The 22,848-nt window shown below is 58.6% G+C and carries 20 protein-coding genes; 5 read left to right on the forward strand and 15 right to left on the reverse strand.

What is annotated here, in order from left to right:
* Window positions 1–45: 45 nt before the first annotated feature.
* Window positions 46–1,491, reverse strand: a complete 1,446-nt coding sequence (locus MUN82_RS05600) for a DNA integrity scanning protein DisA nucleotide-binding domain protein (RefSeq protein ID WP_245095629.1) — start codon at window positions 1,489–1,491, stop codon at window positions 46–48.
* Between the two features lie 155 nt (window positions 1,492–1,646).
* On the opposite strand from MUN82_RS05600, the gene MUN82_RS05605 reads away from it, so the two are divergent.
* Window positions 1,647–1,892, forward strand: a complete 246-nt coding sequence (locus MUN82_RS05605) for a hypothetical protein (RefSeq protein ID WP_245095631.1) — start codon at window positions 1,647–1,649, stop codon at window positions 1,890–1,892.
* 435 nt (window positions 1,893–2,327) lie between these two features.
* Entirely contained in the window at window positions 2,328–3,389 is a 1,062-nt protein-coding gene (locus MUN82_RS05610; RefSeq protein ID WP_245095272.1) for an IS110 family RNA-guided transposase, read from the forward strand.
* Between the two features lie 95 nt (window positions 3,390–3,484).
* Here MUN82_RS05610 and MUN82_RS05615 read toward each other — a convergent pair whose 3' ends face one another.
* Window positions 3,485–4,717: a BaiN/RdsA family NAD(P)/FAD-dependent oxidoreductase gene (locus MUN82_RS05615; RefSeq protein ID WP_245095633.1), complete on the reverse strand. Its 1,233-nt coding sequence runs from the start codon at window positions 4,715–4,717 to the stop codon at window positions 3,485–3,487.
* A gap of 299 nt (window positions 4,718–5,016) precedes the next feature.
* On the opposite strand from MUN82_RS05615, the gene MUN82_RS05620 reads away from it, so the two are divergent.
* Window positions 5,017–5,589: a hypothetical protein gene (locus tag MUN82_RS05620; RefSeq protein ID WP_245095635.1), complete on the forward strand. Its 573-nt coding sequence runs from the start codon at window positions 5,017–5,019 to the stop codon at window positions 5,587–5,589.
* Window positions 5,590–5,612: 23 nt separating this feature from the next.
* On the forward strand, window positions 5,613–7,766 hold the full coding sequence (locus MUN82_RS05625) for a cation:proton antiporter (protein ID WP_245095637.1): 2,154 nt from the start codon (window positions 5,613–5,615) through the stop codon (window positions 7,764–7,766).
* 8 nt (window positions 7,767–7,774) lie between these two features.
* On the opposite strand, the gene MUN82_RS05630 is transcribed toward MUN82_RS05625, so the two are convergent.
* The 13 genes from MUN82_RS05630 to fbaA form a co-directional block, all read right to left on the reverse strand.
* Window positions 7,775–9,556 carry a chloride channel protein gene (locus MUN82_RS05630; protein WP_245095638.1) on the reverse strand — a complete coding sequence of 594 codons (1,782 nt, stop codon included), beginning with the start codon at window positions 9,554–9,556 and terminating at the stop codon, window positions 7,775–7,777.
* A gap of 161 nt (window positions 9,557–9,717) precedes the next feature.
* Window positions 9,718–10,545, reverse strand: coding sequence for a mechanosensitive ion channel family protein (locus tag MUN82_RS05635; protein ID WP_245095640.1), 828 nt, complete (start codon window positions 10,543–10,545; stop codon window positions 9,718–9,720).
* Window positions 10,546–10,648: 103 nt separating this feature from the next.
* Window positions 10,649–11,422, reverse strand: a complete 774-nt coding sequence (locus tag MUN82_RS05640; protein WP_245095642.1) for an enoyl-CoA hydratase/isomerase family protein — start codon at window positions 11,420–11,422, stop codon at window positions 10,649–10,651.
* 89 nt (window positions 11,423–11,511) lie between these two features.
* A complete protein-coding gene (gene paaZ, locus MUN82_RS05645) occupies window positions 11,512–13,563 on the reverse strand; it encodes a phenylacetic acid degradation bifunctional protein PaaZ (RefSeq protein WP_245095643.1) in 2,052 nt (683 codons plus the stop codon).
* Window positions 13,564–13,589: 26 nt separating this feature from the next.
* Entirely contained in the window at window positions 13,590–14,762 is a 1,173-nt protein-coding gene (locus MUN82_RS05650) for a 3-hydroxyacyl-CoA dehydrogenase NAD-binding domain-containing protein (RefSeq protein WP_245095645.1), read from the reverse strand.
* A gap of 51 nt (window positions 14,763–14,813) precedes the next feature.
* The gene (locus tag MUN82_RS05655) at window positions 14,814–15,593 is read right to left on the reverse strand and encodes an enoyl-CoA hydratase-related protein (RefSeq protein WP_245095647.1); all 780 of its coding nucleotides are present in this window, start codon (window positions 15,591–15,593) and stop codon (window positions 14,814–14,816) included.
* Between the two features lie 20 nt (window positions 15,594–15,613).
* Entirely contained in the window at window positions 15,614–16,156 is a 543-nt protein-coding gene (paaD, locus tag MUN82_RS05660; RefSeq protein WP_245095648.1) for a 1,2-phenylacetyl-CoA epoxidase subunit PaaD, read from the reverse strand.
* Between the two features lie 60 nt (window positions 16,157–16,216).
* The gene (gene paaC / locus MUN82_RS05665) at window positions 16,217–17,020 is read right to left on the reverse strand and encodes a 1,2-phenylacetyl-CoA epoxidase subunit PaaC (protein WP_245095650.1); all 804 of its coding nucleotides are present in this window, start codon (window positions 17,018–17,020) and stop codon (window positions 16,217–16,219) included.
* Between the two features lie 11 nt (window positions 17,021–17,031).
* Window positions 17,032–17,319, reverse strand: a complete 288-nt coding sequence (gene paaB, locus MUN82_RS05670; RefSeq protein WP_185283937.1) for a 1,2-phenylacetyl-CoA epoxidase subunit PaaB — start codon at window positions 17,317–17,319, stop codon at window positions 17,032–17,034.
* Between the two features lie 97 nt (window positions 17,320–17,416).
* Window positions 17,417–18,361, reverse strand: a complete 945-nt coding sequence (gene paaA / locus MUN82_RS05675) for a 1,2-phenylacetyl-CoA epoxidase subunit PaaA (protein WP_245095652.1) — start codon at window positions 18,359–18,361, stop codon at window positions 17,417–17,419.
* Between the two features lie 158 nt (window positions 18,362–18,519).
* Window positions 18,520–19,596 carry a 1,2-phenylacetyl-CoA epoxidase subunit PaaE gene (paaE, locus tag MUN82_RS05680; RefSeq protein WP_245095654.1) on the reverse strand — a complete coding sequence of 359 codons (1,077 nt, stop codon included), beginning with the start codon at window positions 19,594–19,596 and terminating at the stop codon, window positions 18,520–18,522.
* Between the two features lie 162 nt (window positions 19,597–19,758).
* A complete protein-coding gene (locus tag MUN82_RS05685; protein ID WP_245095655.1) occupies window positions 19,759–20,340 on the reverse strand; it encodes a TetR/AcrR family transcriptional regulator in 582 nt (193 codons plus the stop codon).
* Window positions 20,341–20,572: 232 nt separating this feature from the next.
* Window positions 20,573–21,655: a class II fructose-bisphosphate aldolase gene (gene fbaA / locus MUN82_RS05690; protein WP_245095657.1), complete on the reverse strand. Its 1,083-nt coding sequence runs from the start codon at window positions 21,653–21,655 to the stop codon at window positions 20,573–20,575.
* A gap of 275 nt (window positions 21,656–21,930) precedes the next feature.
* On the opposite strand from fbaA, the gene MUN82_RS05695 reads away from it, so the two are divergent.
* On the forward strand, window positions 21,931–22,761 hold the full coding sequence (locus MUN82_RS05695) for a phosphatase PAP2 family protein (RefSeq protein ID WP_245095659.1): 831 nt from the start codon (window positions 21,931–21,933) through the stop codon (window positions 22,759–22,761).
* Window positions 22,762–22,848 lie beyond the last annotated feature (87 nt).

A 22,848-nucleotide genomic window follows, 5' to 3' on the forward strand; every position in this document is an offset into this window, starting at 1 on the left:
CTGATCAGTTATGGCTGAAGAACGTTAAACGCACCCTTTCATTCGTCACTTCTTTGTGGGTAGTAAATCAATCCAGCCATCTTCGCTGACCACAATGGCCAGACAAGGATACTGGCTGGATTCTACGTAGCGCAGGGCCGAATTGTAGCGCGAGCCGCGCGAAGAGTCGCCCTTAGCCGTGGCCAGGCCATCAAGAATGGCCCCAATGCCGTAGCAAGTGCCAGCAGGGTCGATGAGCACGGCTCCATCGATGTTGGTGACCAGGCGCAACAGCCCCGGCGTCATCAGGCGGGGCGTTACCTGAAAGCACTGCCGCGTAAGCCGGGCTGCTTCCTGCGCCGCGCCTTCCGAAATCAGCAAAATGGTGCCGTTGGACTGCGTCGTTGCTTTCTGCGTGAGGGCCCACAGCTGGTCGACGCCCGTCGCTTCCAAATGAGGGAATACGCGTTGTACCACACGCCCGAAGTTGTCCTGGGCCACGGTGCCCTGGGGTAGGCGGGGCGTATTCGATACCACCCGCATCATCACGTTGCCGTCGTGGCTCAGCTCCCAGCTGTAGTGGCGGGTGAAGTGCACCGTAAAAACCGGCTCGTACTGTGGGTCGTCGGTGTCTACGAGGTAGCCCAGGCCAAAGACGTCGGTGGCGTCGCTCACCAAGGAGGCGCGGTCTTCGCTCATTTCCAGTAGCTTGCGAATAGAGCGATGGTCGCGCAAGGGAATAGGCGCATCCAGCGTAAGCACCGGCTTGATGGCCGGGTGGTGACGCCTGCCCACCAGCATCGTGCCCACGCCCTCGTCGCCCTCATGGCGCAGCGCAGCCACCCCGTTGCAGGCGTCGTAGAGGCCGTGGGTGCCGGCGGCGGCGCGCAGCATAAAGCGGCGCCCGGCGGCGCGTAGCACTTCGTTGTAGTCGCGGTCGAGAATGGGATGGTCCTCGTCGTTTTCGGTTTCGCGCAGGGCCCGGCCGCAGTCTTGCAAAAACTCCTGTACCACGGCATCGAGGAGGGAGTTGGCTCGCCCGCCCGGTACCGAGGGTAAGATGTAATAGCTATGGTAGGAGTCGGCGGCCAGCTGCAATACCACAATCACCAGATACCCATGCACATGGATGGGAGCCGAGCAGAAGTTTACGCGGTTTTCCTGCTGCTGCTCCACCAGCTGCGTGAGTGTGTGCTCGGTGGAACGACGCAGCAGCTCATACCAGCGCGCTTTCTCGTAGCGGTCGTGGTCAAGCGGGTGCAAGTGGTAGACCACCTCGCGGGGACCTTCGGGCTCCAGGGAGGCTGCATACTCTTTCACTCCGGTAAAGCGCGCGGGGGCGTAGCGGTGCTTGGCGGGTTCCACCACGATGGCGCCGGGGTCGTCGGCCTCTTTGGCAGAGGCGAGGCCCAGCAGCAGTACTTCGGGCTTCAGATTACGGTCGAGCAGGTTGAAAACGCCATCGGCCGAGAGCTGGGCCGAGACGCGAAATAAGCTTTGATGTTCCCACATAGGGTAGGGCGGGTCGGGAGAGAATAGGACGTATACGGAAAAAGTAGGCCGGTAGTCGGGCGCGCTGCACCAAAGCAGAAAGCCGGCGGGTTTGGGAAACGCCAGGGTATCTTGTATCTTCGGTGAAGAAGTCGTCCACCGTTACCCCTGCCCGTATGCTGGTTGATTTACTGCTAGGTGGTCTATGCGCCCTGATGTTTCTACCCCTCACCACGGGGTACTGCGCCTACAGCTACGGCCGCTCGTTCTGGCTATGGTTTGCCTTGGGCTGCTTTCTTCCCATTGTTTCTTTCTTTGTGCTGTTCGCCCTCATCGCGCGGCGCCAGCTCAACCCCGGCCAGCAACTCGTCGACGAAGCCAAGCAAATCCTGGCGCAAGCAGCGGCGGTGAAGAAAGGGTAGGAGGGTGTGAGGGTATGGGGGTAGGAGGGTAAGAAGTATGTCATCCTGAGCGCAGCGAAGGACCTTCTCACGTGTGAACGACTATCGTAATAACGACTCGTTCTTGCGTGAGAAGGTCCTTCGCTGCGCTCAGGATGACATACTTCTTACCCTCCTACCCCCATACCCTCACACCCTCCTACCCTTGTATGATTGTACTACCCTAACTTAAGGGTAGCTAGAAAAGGAAACGGGGACACCATCCATCCCTAAATGCGGTGCTTTGGCGTCGACGTTGCGTGTGAGAATCTGTGCCCCGTTTCCCGTTTTTGCCTGAAGACTGCACAGTATGGAGGGAGCCCCGCCCTGGCGCGGATGGCATCCCGCATTTGTACAAGGAGAGTTGCGGTGAAAACCTTGCTGGCTGGTTGCTTTCCACCTTTTTACCCCGTGCCGATGCCCCGCGTCCCTTCCCCCACCGCCCCGCTGAAATACGTTGTGGGCATTGACATTGCCAAAGACACCTTCGTGGCCTGCTTCGGCCGCATCGAGGCCAGCCAGCAGCTGCGTTTTGGTAAAGAAACCACGTTTGCCAACACGCTGGCCGGCTTCACGGCCCTGCTGGCCTGGACGGCCAAGCAACAGGCGCCCGCCGCCCCATTGTGGTTCGTGGTCGAAGCCACTGGGGTCTACTACGAAGCCTTAGCCTATTTTCTCTCCGATAACGCACAGGCCCTGAGCGTGCTACTGCCCAACAAAGTCAAGCACTTTGCCCAGAGCACCGAGCTCAAGAGCAAGACCGATCAACTCGATGCCCGCCTGCTTTGCCGCCTGGGCCTGGAGCGGGCCTTGCCCGCCTGGCAACCACCAACGCCCGCTCTGCGCCAGCTGCGGGCCCTGGCCCGCGAGCGTCAGCGCCTAAGCGAGCAGGGCGGACAGCTCAAAACCCGGTGCCACGCCTACCAGCACAGCTACCAGCCCGACGCCCGCACCCTCGAGCGCTTGGCCGCTCAGCAGCAACTCGTTGCCCAACAGCTAAAAGCCGTCGACCAAGACCTCTCGCTGCTGCTCGACGCGGAGCCGGAGTTGGCCCGCAAACTGGCCCACCTGACCAGCATCCCCGGCATCGGTCTGACCACGGCCATCGTGGTGGTGGCCGAAACCAACGGCTTCATCCTGGTGGAAAACGAGCGCCAGCTCGCCTCCTACGCCGGCCTAGACGTGGTGCAGCGCCAAAGCGGCCTCTCTTCCCAAGCCACGCGCATTTCCCGCCGAGGGAACGTGCGCCTGCGTACGGCGCTCTACCTGCCAGCCGTGAGCAGCCTGCGCTATAATCCGCAGCAAAAAGCCTTCTATGCCCGCTTGCGCGCCCGCCAGCCCAGCGGCAAGCCCGGCGTCATTGCCGTCATGCGCAAGCTCTTGCTGCTCTGCTATTCGCTCTGGAAAAACGACCGCCCCTACGACCTGCAGTTCCACCCGGCCCACATGGCCGAAAAAGAAGTAGCCCCGGCCGATTAATGGGCCGAGGCTACACAGGATGAACCCGAAGGCTCTCCTTGAAGGAGCCTAAAGATAAAAAACTTGCCCAAGTTCTTGCTCTTTATCACAGTATCTCACACCCTTCCTACCCTCAAAAACTCTCCTATCCCCTGCGCGGCCCAGGCGCCGGTGCTGAAGCAGCCTTGCAGCAGGTAGCCGCCGGTGGGCGCTTCCCAGTCCAGCATTTCGCCGGCCACAAAGGTGCCCGGCTGGCGGCGCAGCATCAGATGCTCGTCTACGGCGTCCCAGGCTACGCCCCCGGCCGTGCTGATGGCCTCATCGAGTGGGCGCAGGGCGGAGACGGGTAGGGGGAGGGCAGTGAGCAGCGAAAACAAGGCATCGGGGGTGGTAGGCAGGGGGCCGGCCGGGGCCAGTTCGCGCAGCAGGGTAGGCACGGGCGGCCCCAGGCGCAACGTTTTGCTCAGAAAAGACGCCAACGATGTCCCGTCGGGCCGACGGGCCAGCTGCTGCCGCAGCGGCGCATCTGGCAGGTCGGGCTTGAGGTGCAGGTGCAGAAAGGCAGGCTCGCCTGTTGCGAGGGCGGCCCGCAGGTAGGGCGTGAGGGCGTACACGGGCGTGCCCTCTATACCGTAGTCGGTGAGCAGCAGCTCGCCGCGCACACGGTGGGAACCGCAACGCAAGGCAATGTTTTTGAGTGGCTGGCGCCCTACCTTCTCCCGAAAATAAGCCGACCACGCTACCTCCGCTCCGCAATTAGCCGGCGCAAAGGGTAGGCATTCCACCCCGGCTGCCAGCAGCAGCGGCAGCCAACGGCCGTCGGAGCCGGTTTTGGCCCAGCTGGCGCCGCCCAGGGCCAGCAGGGTAGCATCGGGCCGAATCGTAAACTCCTCTCCCGTCGCCTCGTGGCGCAGGCAGTGCGTGCCGGGCTCCGTGCCAAAGCCCAGCCAGCGGTGGCGCATATGCAGCTGCACGCCCAGCGCCCGTAGGCGGTCCAGCCACGCCCGCAGCACGTGGGCAGGCTTGTGGTTGGGGGTAGGAAACACGCGCCCGCTGGTGCCTACAAACGTCTCGATACCCAGCCTGGCCAGCAGGCGGCGCAACTCGTCTGGCGAGAATAGGTGCAGGTAGCGCGCAAACTCGGGGTGGCGCGTGCCGTAGCGGCCGGCAAATGCAGCGGGCGGCTCGCTGTTGCTGAGGTTGAAGCCGCCGTGGCCGGCTACCAGAAACTTGCGCCCCATAGTAGCCTGCGCCTCGTAGAGGGCAACGGTGTGGCCGGCTTCGGCCAGCTGCCAGGCCGCTAGCAGACCAGCAGGGCCGCCTCCTACGATGGCAATGGTGGCAGACATTGGTAATAAATGGGTAAAATGATGATCATGCGCGGCGTGGTACAGCGCCCAAACAGCCATGCAAGTTCACGAAATGAGGCGATTTTAGACACTCAGGTCCTTTTTGCCGTATAGGATAACTACTGTTGGCCTTGCCTGAACTATCAGACCAGTTCTGCCATATACAAAAAGACCCTTACCACGCTAGCACATGGTGGGGCGCTTTGCATTGCACACGCATTACCTAATGGTAGCACCCGCCTGCTCGGCGCTACCTGCTTTCTAATGGATAGTAGCACCCATCACGTTCGTAGAATTGCATGAAAAACATAGTCTTTTTTACCTTTGTTTTGTTGTTTTTAGGCAGCTGTCAAGATCAGGAGCGGGAACGACGCTTGAAGAAAAAAGAGGTGGAGCTGACCCAGAAGGAGCAAGCCCTGCTCTTGCGGGAGAATGCCCTGGCGCTCCGGGAACAAAGCATAGCCAAAGAAGTGCATGTGCTGGACAGTACCCGCCAAGCCTCCCTCGACTCAACGCAGTACAACCCTACGGGCGTGTGGGCCGCCCGCATGAACTGCATCGAAACAGATTGCCCTGGCTCGGCCATCGGCGACAGCAAAAACGAGCAGTGGGAAATTTCCTACCAGCAGAGCGGGATTTTAGTGCAAGCCAGCGTCAATAACAGAATAGTGCGCCTATACACCGGTACGCTCACGGGCAATACGCTGACCCTGAACGCGCAGCACACTGACGATGAAGCCCTACCCGATGCCAACACCAACATTACGGTACAACTACAGGCTGCCACTGAGCAGCGCTTGGAAGGCCAGCGGATTATTGAGCGCCCCGGCAACTGCCGCATTATCTACGCGCTTGAGCTAACGAAAAAATAGTACCCATGCGACCCTCCTTCCTCATGCTTTTACTGAACCTCGATTTCACGTTACCGCTAAAGAATCCGGTTATTATTTTTTCGCTTGTTCTATTTATTATACTATTCTCTCCTATCATCTTTCATAAAATTAAGGTCCCGCATATCATCGGGTTAATCATTGCGGGCACACTGGTAGGGCCCTATGGGCTGAACTTGCTACTGCGCGATAGTAGTATTGTGCTATTTGGTACAGTAGGGCTGCTGTACATCATGTTTCTGGCCGGGCTGGAAATCGACCTGAGTGAGTTTAAAAAGAACCGCAACAAGATTCTGCTTTTTGGGCTGGCCACGTTCACGTTGCCCCTCGTAACGGGGGCACTAGCCAGCTACTATATCCTGGGCTACGGTTTTCTGTCGTCGGTGCTGCTCGCCAGTATGTTTTCCACGCATACGCTGGTGGCCTACCCCATTGCCAGCCGCTACGGCGTGACGCGCAACCGGGCCGTGCTGCTCACCATTGGCGGCACCATGATTACGGATATTCTAGCCCTGCTGATTCTGGCCGCTATTTCGGGCATGACGCGAGAAAGTGTCAGCGCTACGTTCTGGGTGCGGCTAGGTGGCTCGGCCATGATCTTCGTCGCCATCGTTTTTTTCGGGTTTCCCTTTATCATCCGGTGGTTTTTCAAACGGTTTACCGACAGCGTTTCGCAGTACATTTTTGTGCTGGCCATGGTATTTCTCGCTTCTTTTCTGGCCGAAGCAGCAGGGTTAGAGGCTATCATTGGGGCGTTCTTTGCCGGTCTGGTGCTCAATAAGTTTGTGCCCCATTCCTCGCCCCTCATGAACCGGATCGACTTTGTGGGGAATGCGCTCTTTATCCCGTTCTTTCTGATTGGGGTAGGGATGCTTGTTGATGTGAGTGTCTTGGTGAAAGGTACTGGGGCGCTGAAAGTGGCTGGCGTAGTGGTATTTATTGCTATTTCTGCTAAGTATCTGGCGGCTAAGTTCACCCAGAAAGTACTGGGCATGACCAAAGACGAGGGAGACCTGATTTTTGGGCTGAGTAGCTCCCACGCCGCTGCCACGCTGGCTATTATCCTGGTTGGATACAACATTATCATTGGTGAAACACCCAGCGGCTTACCCATCCGTTTGCTGGATGAGGACGTGCTGAATGGCACCATTCTGCTGATTTTGGTGAGCTGCGCTATCAGCTCTTTTCAGGTCGAAAAATCAGCTCGTACCATCGCCAAGCTCGAGGAAAGTGCCGCTGCACCCGTAGTTGACACGGGGGAGAAGGTGCTCCTGTCGCTCGCCTACCCCGACACGGTGGCCGAGATGGTAGACTTTGGGTTGATGCTGCGGCCGCGCAAAAGCAAGGTGCCTGTGTATGCGCTGCATGTGGTGAGCGATGAAGACGAAAATGCTTCAGGGCAGAGCTCCGGCAAAAAGATGATGGAGAAGGCTCAACAGCACGCCGCCGCCTCCGAGAATGAGCTGTTGCCTCTCACCCGCTACGACATGAGTATCAGTAGCGGCATCATCTACAGCATCAAGGAGCAGAACATCACGAAAGTGCTCATTGGCTTGCACCGCTCCTTCAGCGCTACCAACTTTTTTGGGCCTGTGGTGGAGAAAATTCTGGAGAGCACTCCGGAGGAAATCTTCGTGTACCAGCCCATGCAGCCGCTCAATACGCTTACCCGTATTGTAGCAGTGCTACCCCCCAATGCAGAGCAGGAGTCTGGTTTTACCCATTGGCTGGATACCGTTACCATCCTCTCCAAGGAAGCGGGGCTACCCCTGGCCTTCTACGCCCAGGACCATACGCTACAGATGATGCGTACGCACAACGAGCAAGATACAGCCCTGAATGGCGTAACGTACACTGAGTTTGCTAACTGGGATGACTTCCTGATTTTCAGTAAGGAAGTCAAACCCAATGACTTGTTCCTGATTGTTTCGTCGCGGCGCGGCCATGTTTCCTACACCGAGCGGATGACCAAGCTTCCGTATTACCTGACCACGTACTTCACTAAAAACAGTTTCCTGCTGCTTTTCCCGAAACAGCCTGTTGCGGCCGCTCTGTCGGACGGGCTCGCGCAATTCACAAAGCCGCTGGAAACCGCGGCCAGTGCTGCCAAGCCTGTTCAAAGTGTGGTGGGCTACGTGAAAGGATTGTTCACCAAATAACCCTCAGCCTACTGCACCTCGCGCAGGAGCTGGCGGCGGTAGCCTGCCAGAATGGAAGTGCGCAGGATAAAACCCAGGTAGCGCCCGTCGGCATTGATGACGGGTAGGGCATAGGCGTCGTGGTCTTCCAGCAGATGCAGCGTGTCCAGGATGCTGTCGGTGGCGTGGATGGTGGCTGCGGGTTCGCGCATCAACTCGTGCACGTGCGTCGTGGTGTAGTGCTCGTCATCGAACAGTGCGTCGCGCACCGAATCGAGCGACACAATGCCAAGCAGGTGGCTGTCCTTATCCAGCACCGGGAAGGTATTGCGCGTAGCGTGCCGGAACACGTTTACCAGCTCGCCCAGGGTATCGTCGGGGTGCACGGGAATGAAGTCGGTTTGCAGGAGCGCACGCAGGTCCAGCTGGGAGAGCAGGCCCTGGTCGCGGTCCTGGTGCATCACCACACCTTGCTTTACCAGCTTGCGGGTGTATACGGAGTAGGGCTCGAAGTACTTGGCCACCAGGTAGGAGCACGACGTGACCACCATCAAGGGCACAAACAGCGCGTAGCCGCCCGTGATTTCGGCAATAAGGAAGATGGCCGAGAGGGGCGCGTGTACTACCCCGGCCAGCATACCCGCCATGCCCAGGGCAATGAAGTGCACTTCTGGCACCGGGTGCACGCCGCTCAAATTCAAGAAGCGGGCGTACACAAAGCCCGCCATGGCACCCACAAAAAGCGAGGAGCCAAACATGCCCCCGTTGCCGCCCGCCCCGAAGGTGAAGGTAGTGGCAAATACCTTAAACAGCACACTGCCAATGGCCACGGCCAACAGCAGCCATACGCTTTGGTCGCCGTACACCGAGAACAGCGAGCCATCGGCGATACGCTCGGGGTGGCCGTTGAGCAGGAATTGCACCATCTCATAGCCCTCGCCATATAGCGGCGGGAAGATGAAGACCAGGATACCCAGCAGCGTACCGCCCAGTAGGACCTTACGAAACGTGCCGGTTTGTTTTTCCCAGAACTTATCAGCCATGAAGTACACCCGGATCATGTACACCGACAGCAGGGCCGTGAATAGGGCCAGCATGAGGTAGTAGGGAAGGGCCTCTACGGGCCAGCTGGTGGTAATCAGCACAAACGGCTGGCCTGCGTACAGCGCTTTCGACACCACCGTGGCCGTGGCCGAGGAAATCAGCAGGGGGATGAAAAACGGCGCCGACAGCTCCGACAAGATGGCCTCCACGGCAAACAGCACGCCCGCAATGGGGCTGTTGAAGATGGCCGCCACGCCGGCCGCCGCGCCGCAGCCTACCAACAGGCGCCGCTCGCGCCGCCCAATGTGCAGCAGCCGCGCCATGTTGGAGCCAATGGCCGCACCCGTTACGGAAATAGGTGCTTCGGTACCCGCCGAGCCACCAAACGTAACCGTGAAAAAGGCCGTGACAATCTGCGAATAGAGTTTGCTGCGTGGGATAATGCTACCCTGCCGGGAGATGTTGTAGATGATGGGTGTGATACCCCGGCTGAGCGTGCCGCCCAAAAACCAGCGCGTGAACAGCACCGACAACGAAATACCAATGATGGGGTAGAGCGAACGGGCAAATACCACGTACTGCTCCGGTACCCATTCAAAAATCAGGTGTTGGGAGAAGTGGATGGAGTTCTTGAGCACTACTGCCGTCAGACCCGCCAGAACGCCCACCAGAATGCTGAGAATGATCAGGTAGAGCCGATCGTTGATGTGGCGTACGCGCCACAGCAGGAGCGGCCGCAGCAAACGGTGCAGACGACTTTTAGGCATGGAAACAGGAAAAAGTGAGCAAAGCTCCTCCGTGACTACAAAGGACACGAAAAGCCGGCAATATCCGCGCCGTAAGGTGAAAGACGTGTGAAATAATGCGAGATCAAACCAGAAAGCCAGCTAATACTCGCCACAACCCGTTCTCTCACTCTCACTACTCACTACTGCGCAGCATTGGGTAGGGCGTAGCCTGCCTGCTGCAAGGTGGTACGCGTTTGCTGCATCAGGTTGCTTTTCAACTCCATAACTACGCGGCGGTAGTCCTCGGATAAAGTCCAGAAGTACACGCGCAGGTCGATGGTGGTACCGGTGGCTTTTTCCTGGAGGATGTAGGGTGTGCGTGGCTCCTGAGTTTGCACGCCTTGGGTGCGCTCTACTTGCTGCAGAATCAGCGCAATTACCTTTTCCGGCCCACTATCTTGGCCGTAGTCTACGCTGAGCAGAAAGTCTTGGCGGATGCTGCCGTCGCGGGTGAAATTGGTGAGCGGTTCCTTCAGCACCACCGAGTTAGGCAGGTAGATGTGCTTGCCGTCGAAGGTTTTGATGATGGTGGTGCGTAGGTTGAGGGCTTCTACGTGGCCTTGCAAGCCCTTCACCTCCACGGTATCATGAATCTGAAAAGGTCGATTGAAGGCCAGAATCACGCCGGCCAGGAAGTTCTCAGCAATGTCTTTGAACGCAAAGCCCACAATGAAGGCCGATAATCCCACCGCGCTCAGCATCCCCGTGACGACTCCCGAAAAGCCAATGATTTGCAGAGCTAACAGAAAGCCGGCTAGCACAAACACCCACTTGCTTAACTGGATAAGAAAATCGGCCAGCAGCAGGTCGTCGGAATGGTTGCGCACCCGCGCGCCGAGCAACTTGCTGACGCGGTTAGCAAAGGTGAGGGCTAGTAGTATAATAACCAGCGCAATAGCGAGTTTGGGGGTCAGATACAGGAACTGTTTCCAGTAGGTGGCGAGCACCCGTTGCATATCATGCAGCATAGAAGAAGGAAGAATAACTACAGAAAAAGCCCCGACCAGCGGGGCAGAGACATGGTGTACTCTACGCGGGGTCGGGGCAATGTGTTAGGCAACGTGGCGAAGCCTATCGGGCTTTGAACTGCTGAATAGCGCGGCGGGTGAAGTCTGACAGCACCAGCCGGCCGCTGATGGCGGCCCGCTCGGCCAGAAGCGTGTCCCAGTGCTCGGTGCCGGCCCACAGCACCTGCTTCAGCTCCGCCAGCGCTTCAGGGTTGTAGCTGGCCAGCGTGGTTGCAAAGGTCGCTACGGCCGCATCCAGCGCTTCAACAGAGTCGGTGAGGGTAGCGTAGAGGCCCCGGTCGCGGGCCCACTCGGCACTGCGGAACTCGGTGGCGGCCAGCGCCAACTGCCCAAACGCAGCAAGCCCAATTTTGCGCTCTACGGCCGGCCCCACCACAAATGGCCCAATGCCGATTACTAGCTCGCTCAGCTTCACGGCGGCCTGTGTTGTGGCAAAGCAATAATCGGTGGCGGCGGCCACGCCTACCCCACCGCCAATGGCCTTGCCCTGCACCCGCCCAACGATGATGGTAGGGCAAGTGCGACAGGCATTTATCACCTTCGCGAAGCCCGAAAAAAAGAGTAGCCCCTGCGCTTCGTTCTCAATAGCCAGTAACTCGTCGAAGCTGGCGCCGGCACAGAAAGTCCGGTCGCCTTCGCTGCGCAGGATGATGACCTTCGTGGCGGGGTCTTGTCCAGCAGCAGTAATGGCCTCGGCAAGTTGGGTGAGCAACGCACCGGGTAGGGAATTGTGGCTGGGGTGAAAGAAGCTGATGGTGCTGATGCCCTGGGCATAGGTGGTGGTGTCTACTTTGCCAGCGGTGAGGATATCGTTCATGGGGATGTTTCTCGCAGAGGTTCGCGGAGGGTTTGCGCAGTGTTTCGCGGTGCTCCGGCATCAGCACACTGCGAAACACTGCGAGAAATCTAGTCCTGGTTTTTCTTTTTTACCATCGTCAGAATGGTAGCCACAGCCACCGTCTCGTCGGTCTCGTCGGTCACGGTCACCAGCCAGCGCACTATGCCTTTGGCTACGTCGGTTTCATCACGTTTTTCCTGACCAATCTTCTCCTTCACGGTGAGCTGCACGCCGATGGTAGTGCCGGGGTAAACGGGCTTGGTGAAGCGGCACTCATCCAGGCCGTAGTTGAGCAGAACGGGACCCTTGCGAGGGTCTACAAACATGCCGGCGGCTTTGCTCAGAATGTAGTAGCCGTGCGCCACGCGGCCCGTAAACAGCGTGCCTTCCAGGGAGGTAGCATCTACGTGAGCGTAGAAATTGTCGCCAGATACCTGGGCAAAGTTGGTGATGTCGGCCTCCGTCACGGTGTGGCGGTGCGTGGTGTACGTCTGCCCAATTTCCAATTCCTCGAAGTAGTGCTGAAATGGGTGCTTGTCGCGCTCCACTTGCTTGGCCTTGGGCTGATACACATCCGTAATGGCCGTAATCATCGATGGCGAGCCTTGGATGGCCACGCGCTGCATGAAGTGCTCTACCCCCCGAATGCCGCCCATTTCCTGCCCGCCGCCGGCCCTACCCGGTCCGCCATGGATAAGCAAGGGTAGGGGCGAGCCATGCCCGGTGCTTTCCTTCGCCATTTCCTCGTTCAGGACCAGAATACGGCCGTGGTGGGTAGCGGCGCCCAGTACAAATTCCTGCGCTACGGCCGGGTCGTTGGTAGCCACGGAGCATACCAGCGAACCTTTGCCTAGGTTGGCCAAGGCAATGGCTTCGTCCACATCGTGGTAGGGCATGAGGGTAGCCACCGGCCCGAAGGCCTCTACCTCGTGCGTATCCATGAACCGAAACGGTTCCGGGTTCAGCATGACGATGGGCGACACGAATGCGCCTACCTGGCAGTCGCCTCCTGTCACGGCCACTTGGTCCAGGTCGCCGTACACGATGGGCGTGTGCTGGGCCAGGCGCTGTACTTGCTCGCGCAAGCGTTGCACCTGCGCCCGGCCCGCCAGCGCGCCCATGCGTACGCCCGCGGCCAGCGGATGCCCAATCGTGGTTTGGGCCAGGGCTTTGCCTAGGGCAATCTGCACGTCTTCCACCAAGTTTTCAGGTACCACAATACGGCGGATAGCGGTGCACTTCTGCCCGGTTTTGGCCGTCATCTCGCGGCGTACTTCCTTGATAAACAAGTCGAACTCCGCAGTGCCCAGCACGGCATCAGGACCGAGCACGGCGGCGTTCAGCGAGTCGGCTTCCATCGTAAAGGGCACGGCTTCCTGGATGATGCGCGGGTGGGCCCGCAGCTTGCGCCCAGTTTCGGCCGAGCCCGTGAACGTGACCACATCCTGGTAGGTCACGTGGTCGAGAATGCCCTCGCCCGAGCCGCAGACGAGTTGCAGCGCACCTTCGGGTAGGATTTTAGAGGCAATAATTTCGCGTACCACGGCCTCAGTGAGGTAGGCCGTTGGTACGGCGGGCTTCACAATGGCCGGCATACCTGCCAGCAAATTCACGGCAATCTTCTCCAGCATCCCCCAAATGGGGAAGTTGTAGGCATTGATGTGCACCGCTACCCCCTCCTTCGGCACCAGCAAATGATGTCCGATAAAGTTGCCACCCTTCGACAGTGCAATGGGGTCCGACTCCACATAAAACGGCTTATCGGGAAATTTGCGGCGCAACGAGGCGTTGGCAAACAGGTTGCCGATGCCGCCTTCAATGTCAATCCAACTATCGGCGCGGGTAGCGCCGGAGCGGTAGCTCAGGGTGTAGAAGTCTTCCTTTTTGCTGTCGAGGTGAAAGGCCAGGGCCTTCAGCATGCGGCCCCGCTCGTGGAAGGTCATCTTACGCAAAGCCTTGTTGCCGGTGCGGCGGGCGTAGTCGAACATAGCCGCGTAGTCGAGACCTTCGCCGTTGGCAATGGCTACTATCTCGCCGGTGCTGGCATCGTAGAGTTCCTGCTGCTCGCCGGTACCGGGCATCCAGCAGCCGAGGGCGTAGTTTTCGAGTAGGGTGGGCATAGGGTGGGAGATTTTAGGTCAGCGCGTTACAGAATAGCTTCTATTGGAAAGAAGGTTTGCCCAGCCTGCGCCAGACGGCGCAGCAACGGGCTGGCGCGGTAGCGCTCCTCGTGGTACTCGTGGTAGAGGTCGTCGAGGATTTGCAGCACGTGCGGCAGGCCCAACGTATCGGCCCAGGCGAGCAGGCCTTTCGGGTAGTTCACGCCGGTGGTCATGGCCAGTTCCAGGTCGGCGGCCGAGGCCACGTGCAGGTGCAGGGCATCGGCAGCTTCGTTGATGAGCATGGCCAGGATGCGGTGCAGGATGCGTTGGCCTAGGGCGGCATCGAGGGTAGGCGAGGGGATAGGCGCGCCGGGCGTGTAGTCGTAGAAGCCACGGCCCGACTTGCGGCCGTAGTACCCGGCTTCCAGCAGCCGTTTTTGGGTGAGCGAGGGCCGGTAGCGCGGGTCGTAGAAAAAGGCCGTCCAGACGGATTCCGTCACGCGGTAGTTCACGTCGTGCCCGATGAAGTCCATCAGCGCAAACGGTCCCATGCGGAAGCCGCCCAGCTCCGTCATGGCCCAGTCGATGGTAGCGGCGTCGGCTACGCCCTCTTCCAGCAGCCGGATGGCCTCGCCGTAAAACGGCCGGGCCACGCGATTCACGATAAAGCCCGGCGTATCCTGCACCAGCACGGGGCGCTTGCCCCAACTCTGCACCAGCGCGTGCACTTCCTTAGCCAAGCCGGGGCGAGTTTGCACGGCCGGCACCACTTCCACCAGCTGCATCAGTGGCGCCGGATTGAAAAAATGAATGCCCACAAACCGCTCCGGCCACTGGCACGCCGCGGCAATGGACGTAATCGACAGCGATGATGTGTTGGTGGCCAGTACACAGTTGGCACTCACCACGCGCTCTACCTCCCGAAATACCTGCTGCTTCGCGGCCAGATCTTCCACAATGGCTTCTAGCACCAAGCCGCAATCCGCGAAATCCGTCTGGTTTTCGGTGAGTTGAATACGGGCAAAGGCTGCCGTGGCGTCTTCTACCATCAGCTTCCCTTTCTCGGCTAGCTTGTCCAGACTCTGCCGGATGCGCTGGGCCGCCTGTTGCAGCGCCGCTTGGTTTTGGTCGAGTAGCCACACCGTATGTCCGGCTGTGGCCGCTACCTGCGCAATACCCGCGCCCATTGCGCCGCTGCCGATAATGCCAATGGTCATAGTTGTTGGTTATAGTATACAGTCATCTCGACTAGCAGGAGAAATGACGTTTTACTGTCCTTTAAATACCGGCTGACGCTTCTCCATAAAGGCGGCTACGCCTTCCTGGTAGTCGGCGGTGTGGCCGGCGCGGAGCTGGTAGTCGGCCTCGGCGCGGAGCTGCTGGGTGAGGTCGTTGGTGGCGCTCAGGTTTAGCAGTTGCTTGGTGTAGGCGAGGGCGCGAGTGGGTAGGGCGGCCAGCTTCTGAGCAATCTTCGCTACCTCCGCGTCGAACACATCATCGGCGAAGGCCCGGTAAATCATGCCCATCTGCACGGCTTCAGCGGCGCCTACCTTGTCGCCGAGCAGCATGAGGGCCGAGGCGCGCTGCTGACCTACCAAGCGGGGTAGAAAATACGTGCCGCCGCTGTCCGGTATCAGTCCTATCTTACTGAACGCCTGAATAAATGAGGCCGATTCCTTGGCTACTACCACGTCGCAAGCTAAGGCCAGGTTGGCACCCGCGCCGGCCGCTACGCCATTCACGGCTGCTACTACTGGCTTCTCCAGATTCCGAATCAATTCTATAATCGGGTTGTAGTGCCGCTCTACAATCTCCGACACCTCGGGGCGGTCTGGCCCGGTAATTTCCGCCAAGTCCTGACCGGCACAAAATGCCCGGCCGGTGCCCGTGAGCACTACGGCGCGCACGCTTTCGTCCTGCTGGCAGGCTTGCAATTGCTCCTGCAACGCCAGCGCCAGCGGTTTGTTGATGCTGTTGAACACATCGGGACGGTTGAGGCGCAACGTGGCCACACCGGCATCGAGGGAGAAATGAAGAAATTCGCTCATATAAAAGTATAGGGTGAAGCCTAGGCGTGGCATTTAAAGTAGTCGAACGGCTCGCGGCAGTCGTTGCACTGGTAGAGGGCTTTGCAGGCCGTAGAGCCAAACTGGCTGACCAATTGTGTATTATCGGACTTGCAGAGCGGGCAGCGTACGGCCGTGTCGGCCCCAAATAGGTTGAGAAGGTGGCCGGTGGCGGTGCCGTCTACTGGTGGGGCAATGCCATAGTCAGTTAGCTTCTGGCGGCCAGCGGCGCTCATCCAGTCGGTGGTCCAGGCGGGGCGCAGCTGGGTATGAATCGTCACGTTAGTATACCCCTCAGCCAGCAGCCGCAGCCGGATATCGGTGGCAATGGTGTTCATGGCCGGGCAACCCGAGTAGGTAGGCGTGATGGTGATGGTCGCGTGCTTGTCCTCCACCATCACATCGCGCACAATGCCCAAATCCAGGATGCTCAGTACTGGCACCTCGGGGTCCGACACCTCCTCCAGCAACTGCCATAGTTTTTTGGCTGTTAGCTGTTGGCTATTAGCTGTTAGCTTTTGGGTTTCAGCCGTTGGTTTGTGCATTGATCGGATTCAATCGAAAAAACGCTATCAGCTAACAGCCAATAGCTAGCAGCTAAAAGATTACCAGGTCATGCCAGGGTAGGCGCGTTGCATGTACTGCAACTCGGCTAGTAAGTAGCCCAAGTGCTCGGAGTGGCGGCCCAGCTTGCCGCCCTGCTGCATCACTACACCTTCGGGCAGGGGTAGGGTAGCCTCGGCAAACACGCGGACCGTGTGCGCCTGCATGGCCGGAAGTAGAGAGGAATAGTCGGGGAGAAGGCCGGTGGTTTGTAGCGTCTGCTCGGCGGGGGTAGGGGTGGTCAGCTCGCCGGCGTAGCGCCAGAGGGTGCGCAGGGCTTTTTCGATGCGTTGGCGGCTTTCCTCGGTGCCATCTCCCAATCGAATCACCCATTCCGAGCTCCACTTTAGATGGTAGGCAGCCTCCTTTACCGACTTCTCAGCAATGGCGGCCAAGCGCTCATCGGGTATGTGCTGAAGCTGTTGCAGCGTATGGTAGTGGAAGTTGTCGAAGATGAATTGCCGCACAATGGTGTGGGCAAAGTCGCCGTTGGGCTGCTCCACCAGCAAGGGGTTGCGGTACTCCGTAGCCGGGCGCAGAAACGCCAGGTCGTCCTCGGTGCGGCCCTGGCCTTCCAGCTCAGCCGCATACTGGTAGAGGCTGCGGGTTTCGCCCAGCAAGTCCAGCGCAATGTTGGCTAGCGCCAAATCCTGCTCCAGCACCGGCCCGTGCCCGCACCACTCCGATAAGCGGTGGCCCAGCACCAGGCTCGCGTCGGCCTGCTGCACCACAAAAGCCAGCAGGGCTTCGTGTACTTCAGGCGCGTAGGAAGGTAGGGATGAAGGGGCAGTTGGAATAGGCTGCATAAGCAACTAGTCTACATGTGTTTAATGGAATCCGGTACCTCAAAAAAGGTAGGGTGCCGGTACACTTTATCTGCCGCCGGATCGAAAAAGGCCGCCGCATCATCGGGATTAGAAGCGTGAATGTGGCGCGACTCCACCACCCAAATGCTGACACCCTCGAGGCGGCGCGTGTACACGTCGCGGGCGTTTTGCATGGCCATAGCGGCGTCGGCGGCGTGCAGACTACCCACGTGCTTGTGGTCGAGGCCCTGTTTGCTGCGGATAAAGACTTCCCACAGGGGCCATTCAGATTGGGTCATGTTGGTAGGGTAGGAGGGTATGGGGGTGGGAGGGTAGGAAGTTTGTAAGAGGAATGGAAGGCGAGGAGTACGGGTTGTATTCAATCCTCATACCTTCCTACTCGCTTACCCTCTCACTCCTTTTCCGGGCGTGGGCTAGGGCGGCTTCGCGCACCCAGGCGCCGTCTTCGTGGGCCTGCACGCGGGCTTGTAGTCGGTCGTGGTTGCAGAGGCCGTTGCCTTTCACCACTTGCCAGAACTCGTCCCAGTCTACGTCGCCGAAGTCGTAGCCCTGTTTGGTTTCATTCCAGTGCAGGGCTTTATCAGGTACCGTCAGGCCCAGAAACTCAGCCTGGGGCACCATCATGTCCACAAATTTCTGGCGCAGCTCGTCGTTGGTGAAGCGCTTGATGCGCCACTGCATGGAGCGCTCGGTGTTGGGCGAGTCCTCATCCTTCGGCCCGAACATCATCAGGGTAGGCCACCACCAGCGGTTGAAGGCTTCCTGGGCCATAGCTTTCTGCTCCGGCGCGCCTTCGCACAGCGTCTGCATAATCTCGAAACCCTGGCGCTGGTGGAAGCTCTCCTCCTTGCACACGCGCACCATAGCGCGGGCGTAGGGGCCGTAGCTGGTGCGGCACAGCGGCACCTGGTTCAAAATGGCCGCGCCATCCACCAGCCAGCCCACGCAGCCGATGTCGGCCCAGCTGAGGGTAGGGTAGTTGAAAATACTGGAATACTTGGCCTTACCCGAGTGCAGGTCGGCCAGCATCTGGTCGCGGGAGGCACCCAGAGTTTCGGCAGCCGAGTAGAGGTAGAGGCCGTGGCCGGCTTCGTCCTGCACCTTCGCCAGCAAGATGGCCTTGCGCTTCAAAGAAGGCGCCCGCGTAATCCAGTTGCCCTCTGGTAGCATGCCTACCAACTCAGAATGAGCGTGTTGGGAAATCTGCCGAATCAGGGTCTTACGGTAGGCGTCGGGCATCCAGTCCTTGGGCTCAATGCGCTCATCCGCATCAATACGGGCCTGAAATTGCTCTTCCTGGGTGAGTTCTAGCGTTTCCATAGTAGTTCAACAATGGTTAACTAACATTTGTTAGTTAAAGATAGAAAATTTGACGCTCTGTCATTCCGAGTGGAGGGAGGAATCTGATACGTTTACCAAGGTTTCGCTTACAGCAAACTCAGATTCCTCTCTTCGTTCGAAATGACAGTTCATATCATTTACTGGTCAAAATCCACTCCTACCGCCGCTGAAACTGGTCGGGCCTGGCAGGTCAGGACGTAGCCTTTTGCCACCTCCTTCTCGGACAGTGAATAGTTTACGTCCATTTCCACCTGGCCGGCCGTCACGCGGGCGCGGCAAGTGCTGCACATGCCGTTTTTGCAGGAGTAGGGCGCATCTACGCCGGTAGCCAGTAGCTCGTCCAAGATGGTATTGCCGTAGTACGACATCGGCAGTACGTGCATATGGCCGTCGAGCTGCACGGTCACTTGGCTCTGCTGGTCGTCGTGACCGGGAGGTGGGGTAGGGGCGGCGGTAGTGGGCCGAGGCACGCTGGTACCGAACAGCTCGAAATGGATCTTCTCAGGCGCTACGCCGGCTTCTGATAAGGCCGCACGCACATCCTGAATCATTTGCTCGGGGCCGCAGATAAAGCACTCGTCGATCTGCGCGGCCGGCACCAGCTTATCCAGAAACTGCCGGACTTTCGCCTGGTCGAGGCGGCCGAAGAATAGGTCTGTGTCGCCCTGCTCGCGGCTGAGGACGTGGTAGACACGTAGGCGCTGTAAGAACGTATTCTTCAGAGCCTCAATGGCTTCTTTGAAAATAATGCTGTTGCGGCCCCGGTTGCCGTACACCAGCGTCACGCGACTGTGGGGCTCCGTGTGCAGCACCGTTTTGATGATGCTCAGAATGGGCGTGATGCCGCTGCCCGCCGCAAAGGCCACGTAGTGTCGGACCTGGGTAGGGAGCAGGTCAGCTGGCCCGAAGTGGCCCGCCGGGGGCATCACCTCCACCATATCGCCGGCGCGTAGTTCGTCCACGGCCAGCTGCGAAAACCGTCCGCCGGGTACTTTCTTCACCGCCACGCGCCACTCGTTGTCTAGCGGGCTGCTGCACAGCGAATAAGAGCGCCGCACCTCCTCGCCGCCTACCTCTCGCCGAAACGTGAGGTACTGCCCCGGCCGAAACTGAAACGCCGCCCGTAGCTCTGCGGGCACGTCCAGCGTGAGGGCCACGCAGTCGGGCGTTTCGCGGGTGATGTGCTTGATTCTGAGGGTATGAAAGCGGGGCATTTTTCTTTAACTTTTTGGCATTCCATCCTGAGCATTCCGCGCATCAAGCGGCGACGAAGGACCTTCTCCCGTGAGAACGAGTCGTTGGTGCAGTAGTCGTTCTGCCGTGACAAGGTCCTTGGCAAGCTCAGGATGACAATGTGTAGTAGGCGGACTCATAACTTATTTCGCCAAACCATTCAGCAGAACCGTCATGATGTTTTCTTCTAGCTCTTCGGGTGTCACGTTGCGGCCGGGGCGGTACCACAGCTCCACCCAGCGCACCGCCGACAGGATGGTGAACAACGCCACCGACACATTGACGGGGTGCAGCTCGCCGGCCGCTATACCTTGCTCGATGAGGGCAGCGAAGCCCTTTTCGTAGCGTTTGCGGGCGGCTTTGAAATCTTCCAGCCTGTCGCCGGTAAGGTATTTCCAATCGTTGTTGCCCACCGATACGGCCGCGCCGTCCTCAATCATTAGCTGGATGTGGCGGCCAATCAGCGCCCGAATTTTCTCTACGTACGGCGCTTGCATGTGCTCTACCTCCGTCAGCTGCCTGATATAGGTATCCGAAATGTGAAAACAAATCAGCTCCAGAATCTCGTCCTTGGATTTGATGTGGTTGTACATACTTGCGGCTTCCATGCCTACCTGAGCCGCCAGGTCGCGCATGGATGTGCCGCCAAAACCCTTCAGCTTGAATAGCTTGGCTGCTTCATCCAGGATAAGCTGGCGCTTAGCAGAGTTTGTTCGTTTGCTCATGCAACGAGACGGATATAATAACTACATAGAACCTGTGTCGCTTGCGCAGCGGCCTAAAGATACTTTAACTAACGAACATTAGTTAAAGTTGATGCGCTGAAGTGCAGATACAACATAATGCATCTCTACGCCGTGCATTGGCAGGGCGTGCACTCAAACGCCGACTGCCCGGCTGTCTGCGCTTGGGAAAGCGCGGCAGCCGGGCAGTCAAATAACAACAGAAACCCGAAAACTAGGGGCGGCGGTTGATGGCGTTCAAATCCTCGAAAGCGTGCTTGAGACGCTCTACAAAGGTAGTTTCGGCCGAGCGCAGCCACACGCGGGGGTCGTAGTACTTCTTGTTAGGCGAGTCGGCGCCACTGGGGTTACCAATCTGGCCTTGCAGGTAGCCTTCGTTTTTCACGTAGTAGTCGCGGATACCCTGCCAGAACGCCCACTGCAGGTCGGTGTCGAGGTTCATCTTCACAGCGCCGTAGCTGATGGCTTCGCGGATTTCCTCACGCGAGGAGCCCGAACCGCCGTGGAACACGAAGTTGATGGGCTGCGGACCAGTCTTAAAATGCTCCTGCACGTATTCCTGCGAGTTTTTCAGGATGATGGGCTGCAGCTTCACGTTGCCGGGCTTGTACACACCGTGCACGTTGCCGAACGCAGCTGCAATAGTAAAGCGCGAGCTCACTTTGCTCAGCTCCTCGTAGGCGTAGGCCACTTCCGAAGGCTGCGTGTAGAGCTTAGAAGAATCTACGTCGGAGTTGTCGACGCCATCTTCCTCGCCGCCAGTTACGCCTAGTTCAATTTCCAGGGTCATGCCCAGCTTGTCCATGCGCTCGAGGTAGCGCTTGCAGATTTCGATATTCTCCTCAATTGGCTCTTCCGACAGGTCCAGCATGTGCGAGCTGTAGAGCGGCTGGCCGTGCGTTTGAAAGTGCTTTTCGCCGGCAGCCAGCAGGCCGTCAATCCAGGGGAGGAGCTTTTTGGCGGCGTGGTCGGTGTGCAGAATCACGGGCACATCGTAGAGAGCAGCCATCTGGTGTACGTGCTGAGCGCCCGAAATAGCGCCGGCAATGCTGGCGCGCTGATCGGAGTTGGACACGTATTTCCCCGCAAAAAACTGCGCGCCGCCGTTTGAGAACTGCACAATCACAGGCGAATTCACTTCGTGAGCGGCTTCCAGCACGCCATTCACGGTGTTGCTACCCGTCACGTTCACGGCGGGTAGGGCGAAGGCGTTATCCTTGGCGTATTGGAACAACGACTGTACTTCGTCGCCGTGGAGCACACCAGCGCGCAGCTTGGTTAGGGTTTGGTCGGCCATAGGGCAAAATATAGAGGCAATGAAAAAAAGAATCCGTGGGAGCGTCAAACCTACGAAAACCGGCTCGTAGTTGCTAATAAACCACTGAGACAGCCATTCGGCTGACAATATAACAACAACAGGCAGTTGCTATCGTTTGGAAAAATTGCGGCTAAGACGTAACAATTCGGTAACGTTCAACGTGTGTCGGGCATAACCTACCGGCTACTGTAGGGCTTTTCGGTGCCTTGCGGCCACCACGCTACCGCCTTTTTTTCGTTCCGCAATCTGTATTTATGCGTGCATTTGTATCTCGCAGCCTGGTTGGGCTGGCCTTGTGGCTTTCGGTTTTCACGCCTTCGCTGGCTCAAGTAGTACCGGCCCCGACTACACCCATCACGCCGGCCGACACCGTTACGCACCCCTACGAAAATCCCAACGGTATTCCGGCCCCGCCGGCCGTGCGGCCACCGTGGTACAAGGGTAAGCTGGTGCGCGCCTCCATCGTGCCAGCCATCCTGATTACCTACGGCGCTACTACCATCAACGGCAACGGATTGTACAGCAGCTACCAGGCCAACCGCGACATTCGTAAGCTGTTCCCTACCTTCCGCACCAAGGCCGATGATATTCTGATTTTTGCGCCCTACTTGGAGCTGGGCGCCGTGCTACTGGCCGGCGTCGAGTCGCGCGACGACAACCTGAACATCGGCCTGGTGATTCTCAAGAGCGAGGCTATTATGCTCAGCAGCGTGTTTGCGCTAAAAAACCTTACTAAAATCCGCCGGCCCGATAATTCCGATATGCTGTCGTTTCCCTCAGGGCACACGGCGCAGGCATTTTTGGCAGCCAGCATCGTGCACAACGAGTTTCGGCACAAAAGCCAGTGGTATGGCATTGGCGCCTACACTATTGCTACCAGCGTGGCCGCGCTGCGCATGATCAACAGCAAGCACTGGCAGAGCGACGTATTTGCCGGCGCGGGCATCGGCATCTTGTCGGCGCACGTGGGCTACCTCACGCACCGCAACCGCTGGGGCCGCAAGCCCATTCTACCCAAAGGCATGAGCTTTTCGCCTACCTGGCAGTACAACGCACCCGGTTTGGGCATGGTGTGGCAGCTGTGATGTGGTTGGATAGTTAAAAGGTAAAGTAGGAAAAGCGTCTGTCATCCTGAGCGCAGCGAAGGACCTTTTCACGCTAGAACGTCAGGC

The organism is Hymenobacter aerilatus (assembly GCF_022921095.1).
GTDB lineage: Bacteria > Bacteroidota > Bacteroidia > Cytophagales > Hymenobacteraceae > Hymenobacter > Hymenobacter aerilatus.

Excerpts from the sequence above, each read along its gene's own strand:
- MUN82_RS05635 (WP_245095640.1), bottom strand. The coding sequence starts at position 10,545 with ATGCTGCATGATATGCAACGGGTGCTCGCCACCTACTGGAAACAGTTC.
- paaC (WP_245095650.1), bottom strand. The coding sequence starts at position 17,020 with ATGCAGCCTATTCCAACTGCCCCTTCATCCCTACCTTCCTACGCGCCT.
- paaB (WP_185283937.1), bottom strand. The coding sequence starts at position 17,319 with ATGACCCAATCTGAATGGCCCCTGTGGGAAGTCTTTATCCGCAGCAAA.
- fbaA (WP_245095657.1), bottom strand. The coding sequence starts at position 21,655 with ATGGCCGACCAAACCCTAACCAAGCTGCGCGCTGGTGTGCTCCACGGC.
- paaA (WP_245095652.1), bottom strand. The coding sequence starts at position 18,361 with ATGGAAACGCTAGAACTCACCCAGGAAGAGCAATTTCAGGCCCGTATT.
- MUN82_RS05610 (WP_245095272.1), top strand. The coding sequence starts at position 2,328 with ATGCCCCGCGTCCCTTCCCCCACCGCCCCGCTGAAATACGTTGTGGGC.
- MUN82_RS05605 (WP_245095631.1), top strand. The coding sequence starts at position 1,647 with ATGCTGGTTGATTTACTGCTAGGTGGTCTATGCGCCCTGATGTTTCTA.
- MUN82_RS05650 (WP_245095645.1), bottom strand. The coding sequence starts at position 14,762 with ATGACCATTGGCATTATCGGCAGCGGCGCAATGGGCGCGGGTATTGCG.
- MUN82_RS05620 (WP_245095635.1), top strand. The coding sequence starts at position 5,017 with ATGAAAAACATAGTCTTTTTTACCTTTGTTTTGTTGTTTTTAGGCAGC.
- MUN82_RS05625 (WP_245095637.1), top strand. The coding sequence starts at position 5,613 with ATGCTTTTACTGAACCTCGATTTCACGTTACCGCTAAAGAATCCGGTT.
- MUN82_RS05655 (WP_245095647.1), bottom strand. The coding sequence starts at position 15,593 with ATGAGCGAATTTCTTCATTTCTCCCTCGATGCCGGTGTGGCCACGTTG.
- MUN82_RS05695 (WP_245095659.1), top strand. The coding sequence starts at position 21,931 with ATGCGTGCATTTGTATCTCGCAGCCTGGTTGGGCTGGCCTTGTGGCTT.
- paaD (WP_245095648.1), bottom strand. The coding sequence starts at position 16,156 with ATGCACAAACCAACGGCTGAAACCCAAAAGCTAACAGCTAATAGCCAA.
- MUN82_RS05600 (WP_245095629.1), bottom strand. The coding sequence starts at position 1,491 with ATGTGGGAACATCAAAGCTTATTTCGCGTCTCGGCCCAGCTCTCGGCC.
- MUN82_RS05685 (WP_245095655.1), bottom strand. The coding sequence starts at position 20,340 with ATGAGCAAACGAACAAACTCTGCTAAGCGCCAGCTTATCCTGGATGAA.
- paaZ (WP_245095643.1), bottom strand. The coding sequence starts at position 13,563 with ATGCCCACCCTACTCGAAAACTACGCCCTCGGCTGCTGGATGCCCGGT.
- MUN82_RS05630 (WP_245095638.1), bottom strand. The coding sequence starts at position 9,556 with ATGCCTAAAAGTCGTCTGCACCGTTTGCTGCGGCCGCTCCTGCTGTGG.
- MUN82_RS05615 (WP_245095633.1), bottom strand. The coding sequence starts at position 4,717 with ATGTCTGCCACCATTGCCATCGTAGGAGGCGGCCCTGCTGGTCTGCTA.
- paaE (WP_245095654.1), bottom strand. The coding sequence starts at position 19,596 with ATGCCCCGCTTTCATACCCTCAGAATCAAGCACATCACCCGCGAAACG.
- MUN82_RS05640 (WP_245095642.1), bottom strand. The coding sequence starts at position 11,422 with ATGAACGATATCCTCACCGCTGGCAAAGTAGACACCACCACCTATGCC.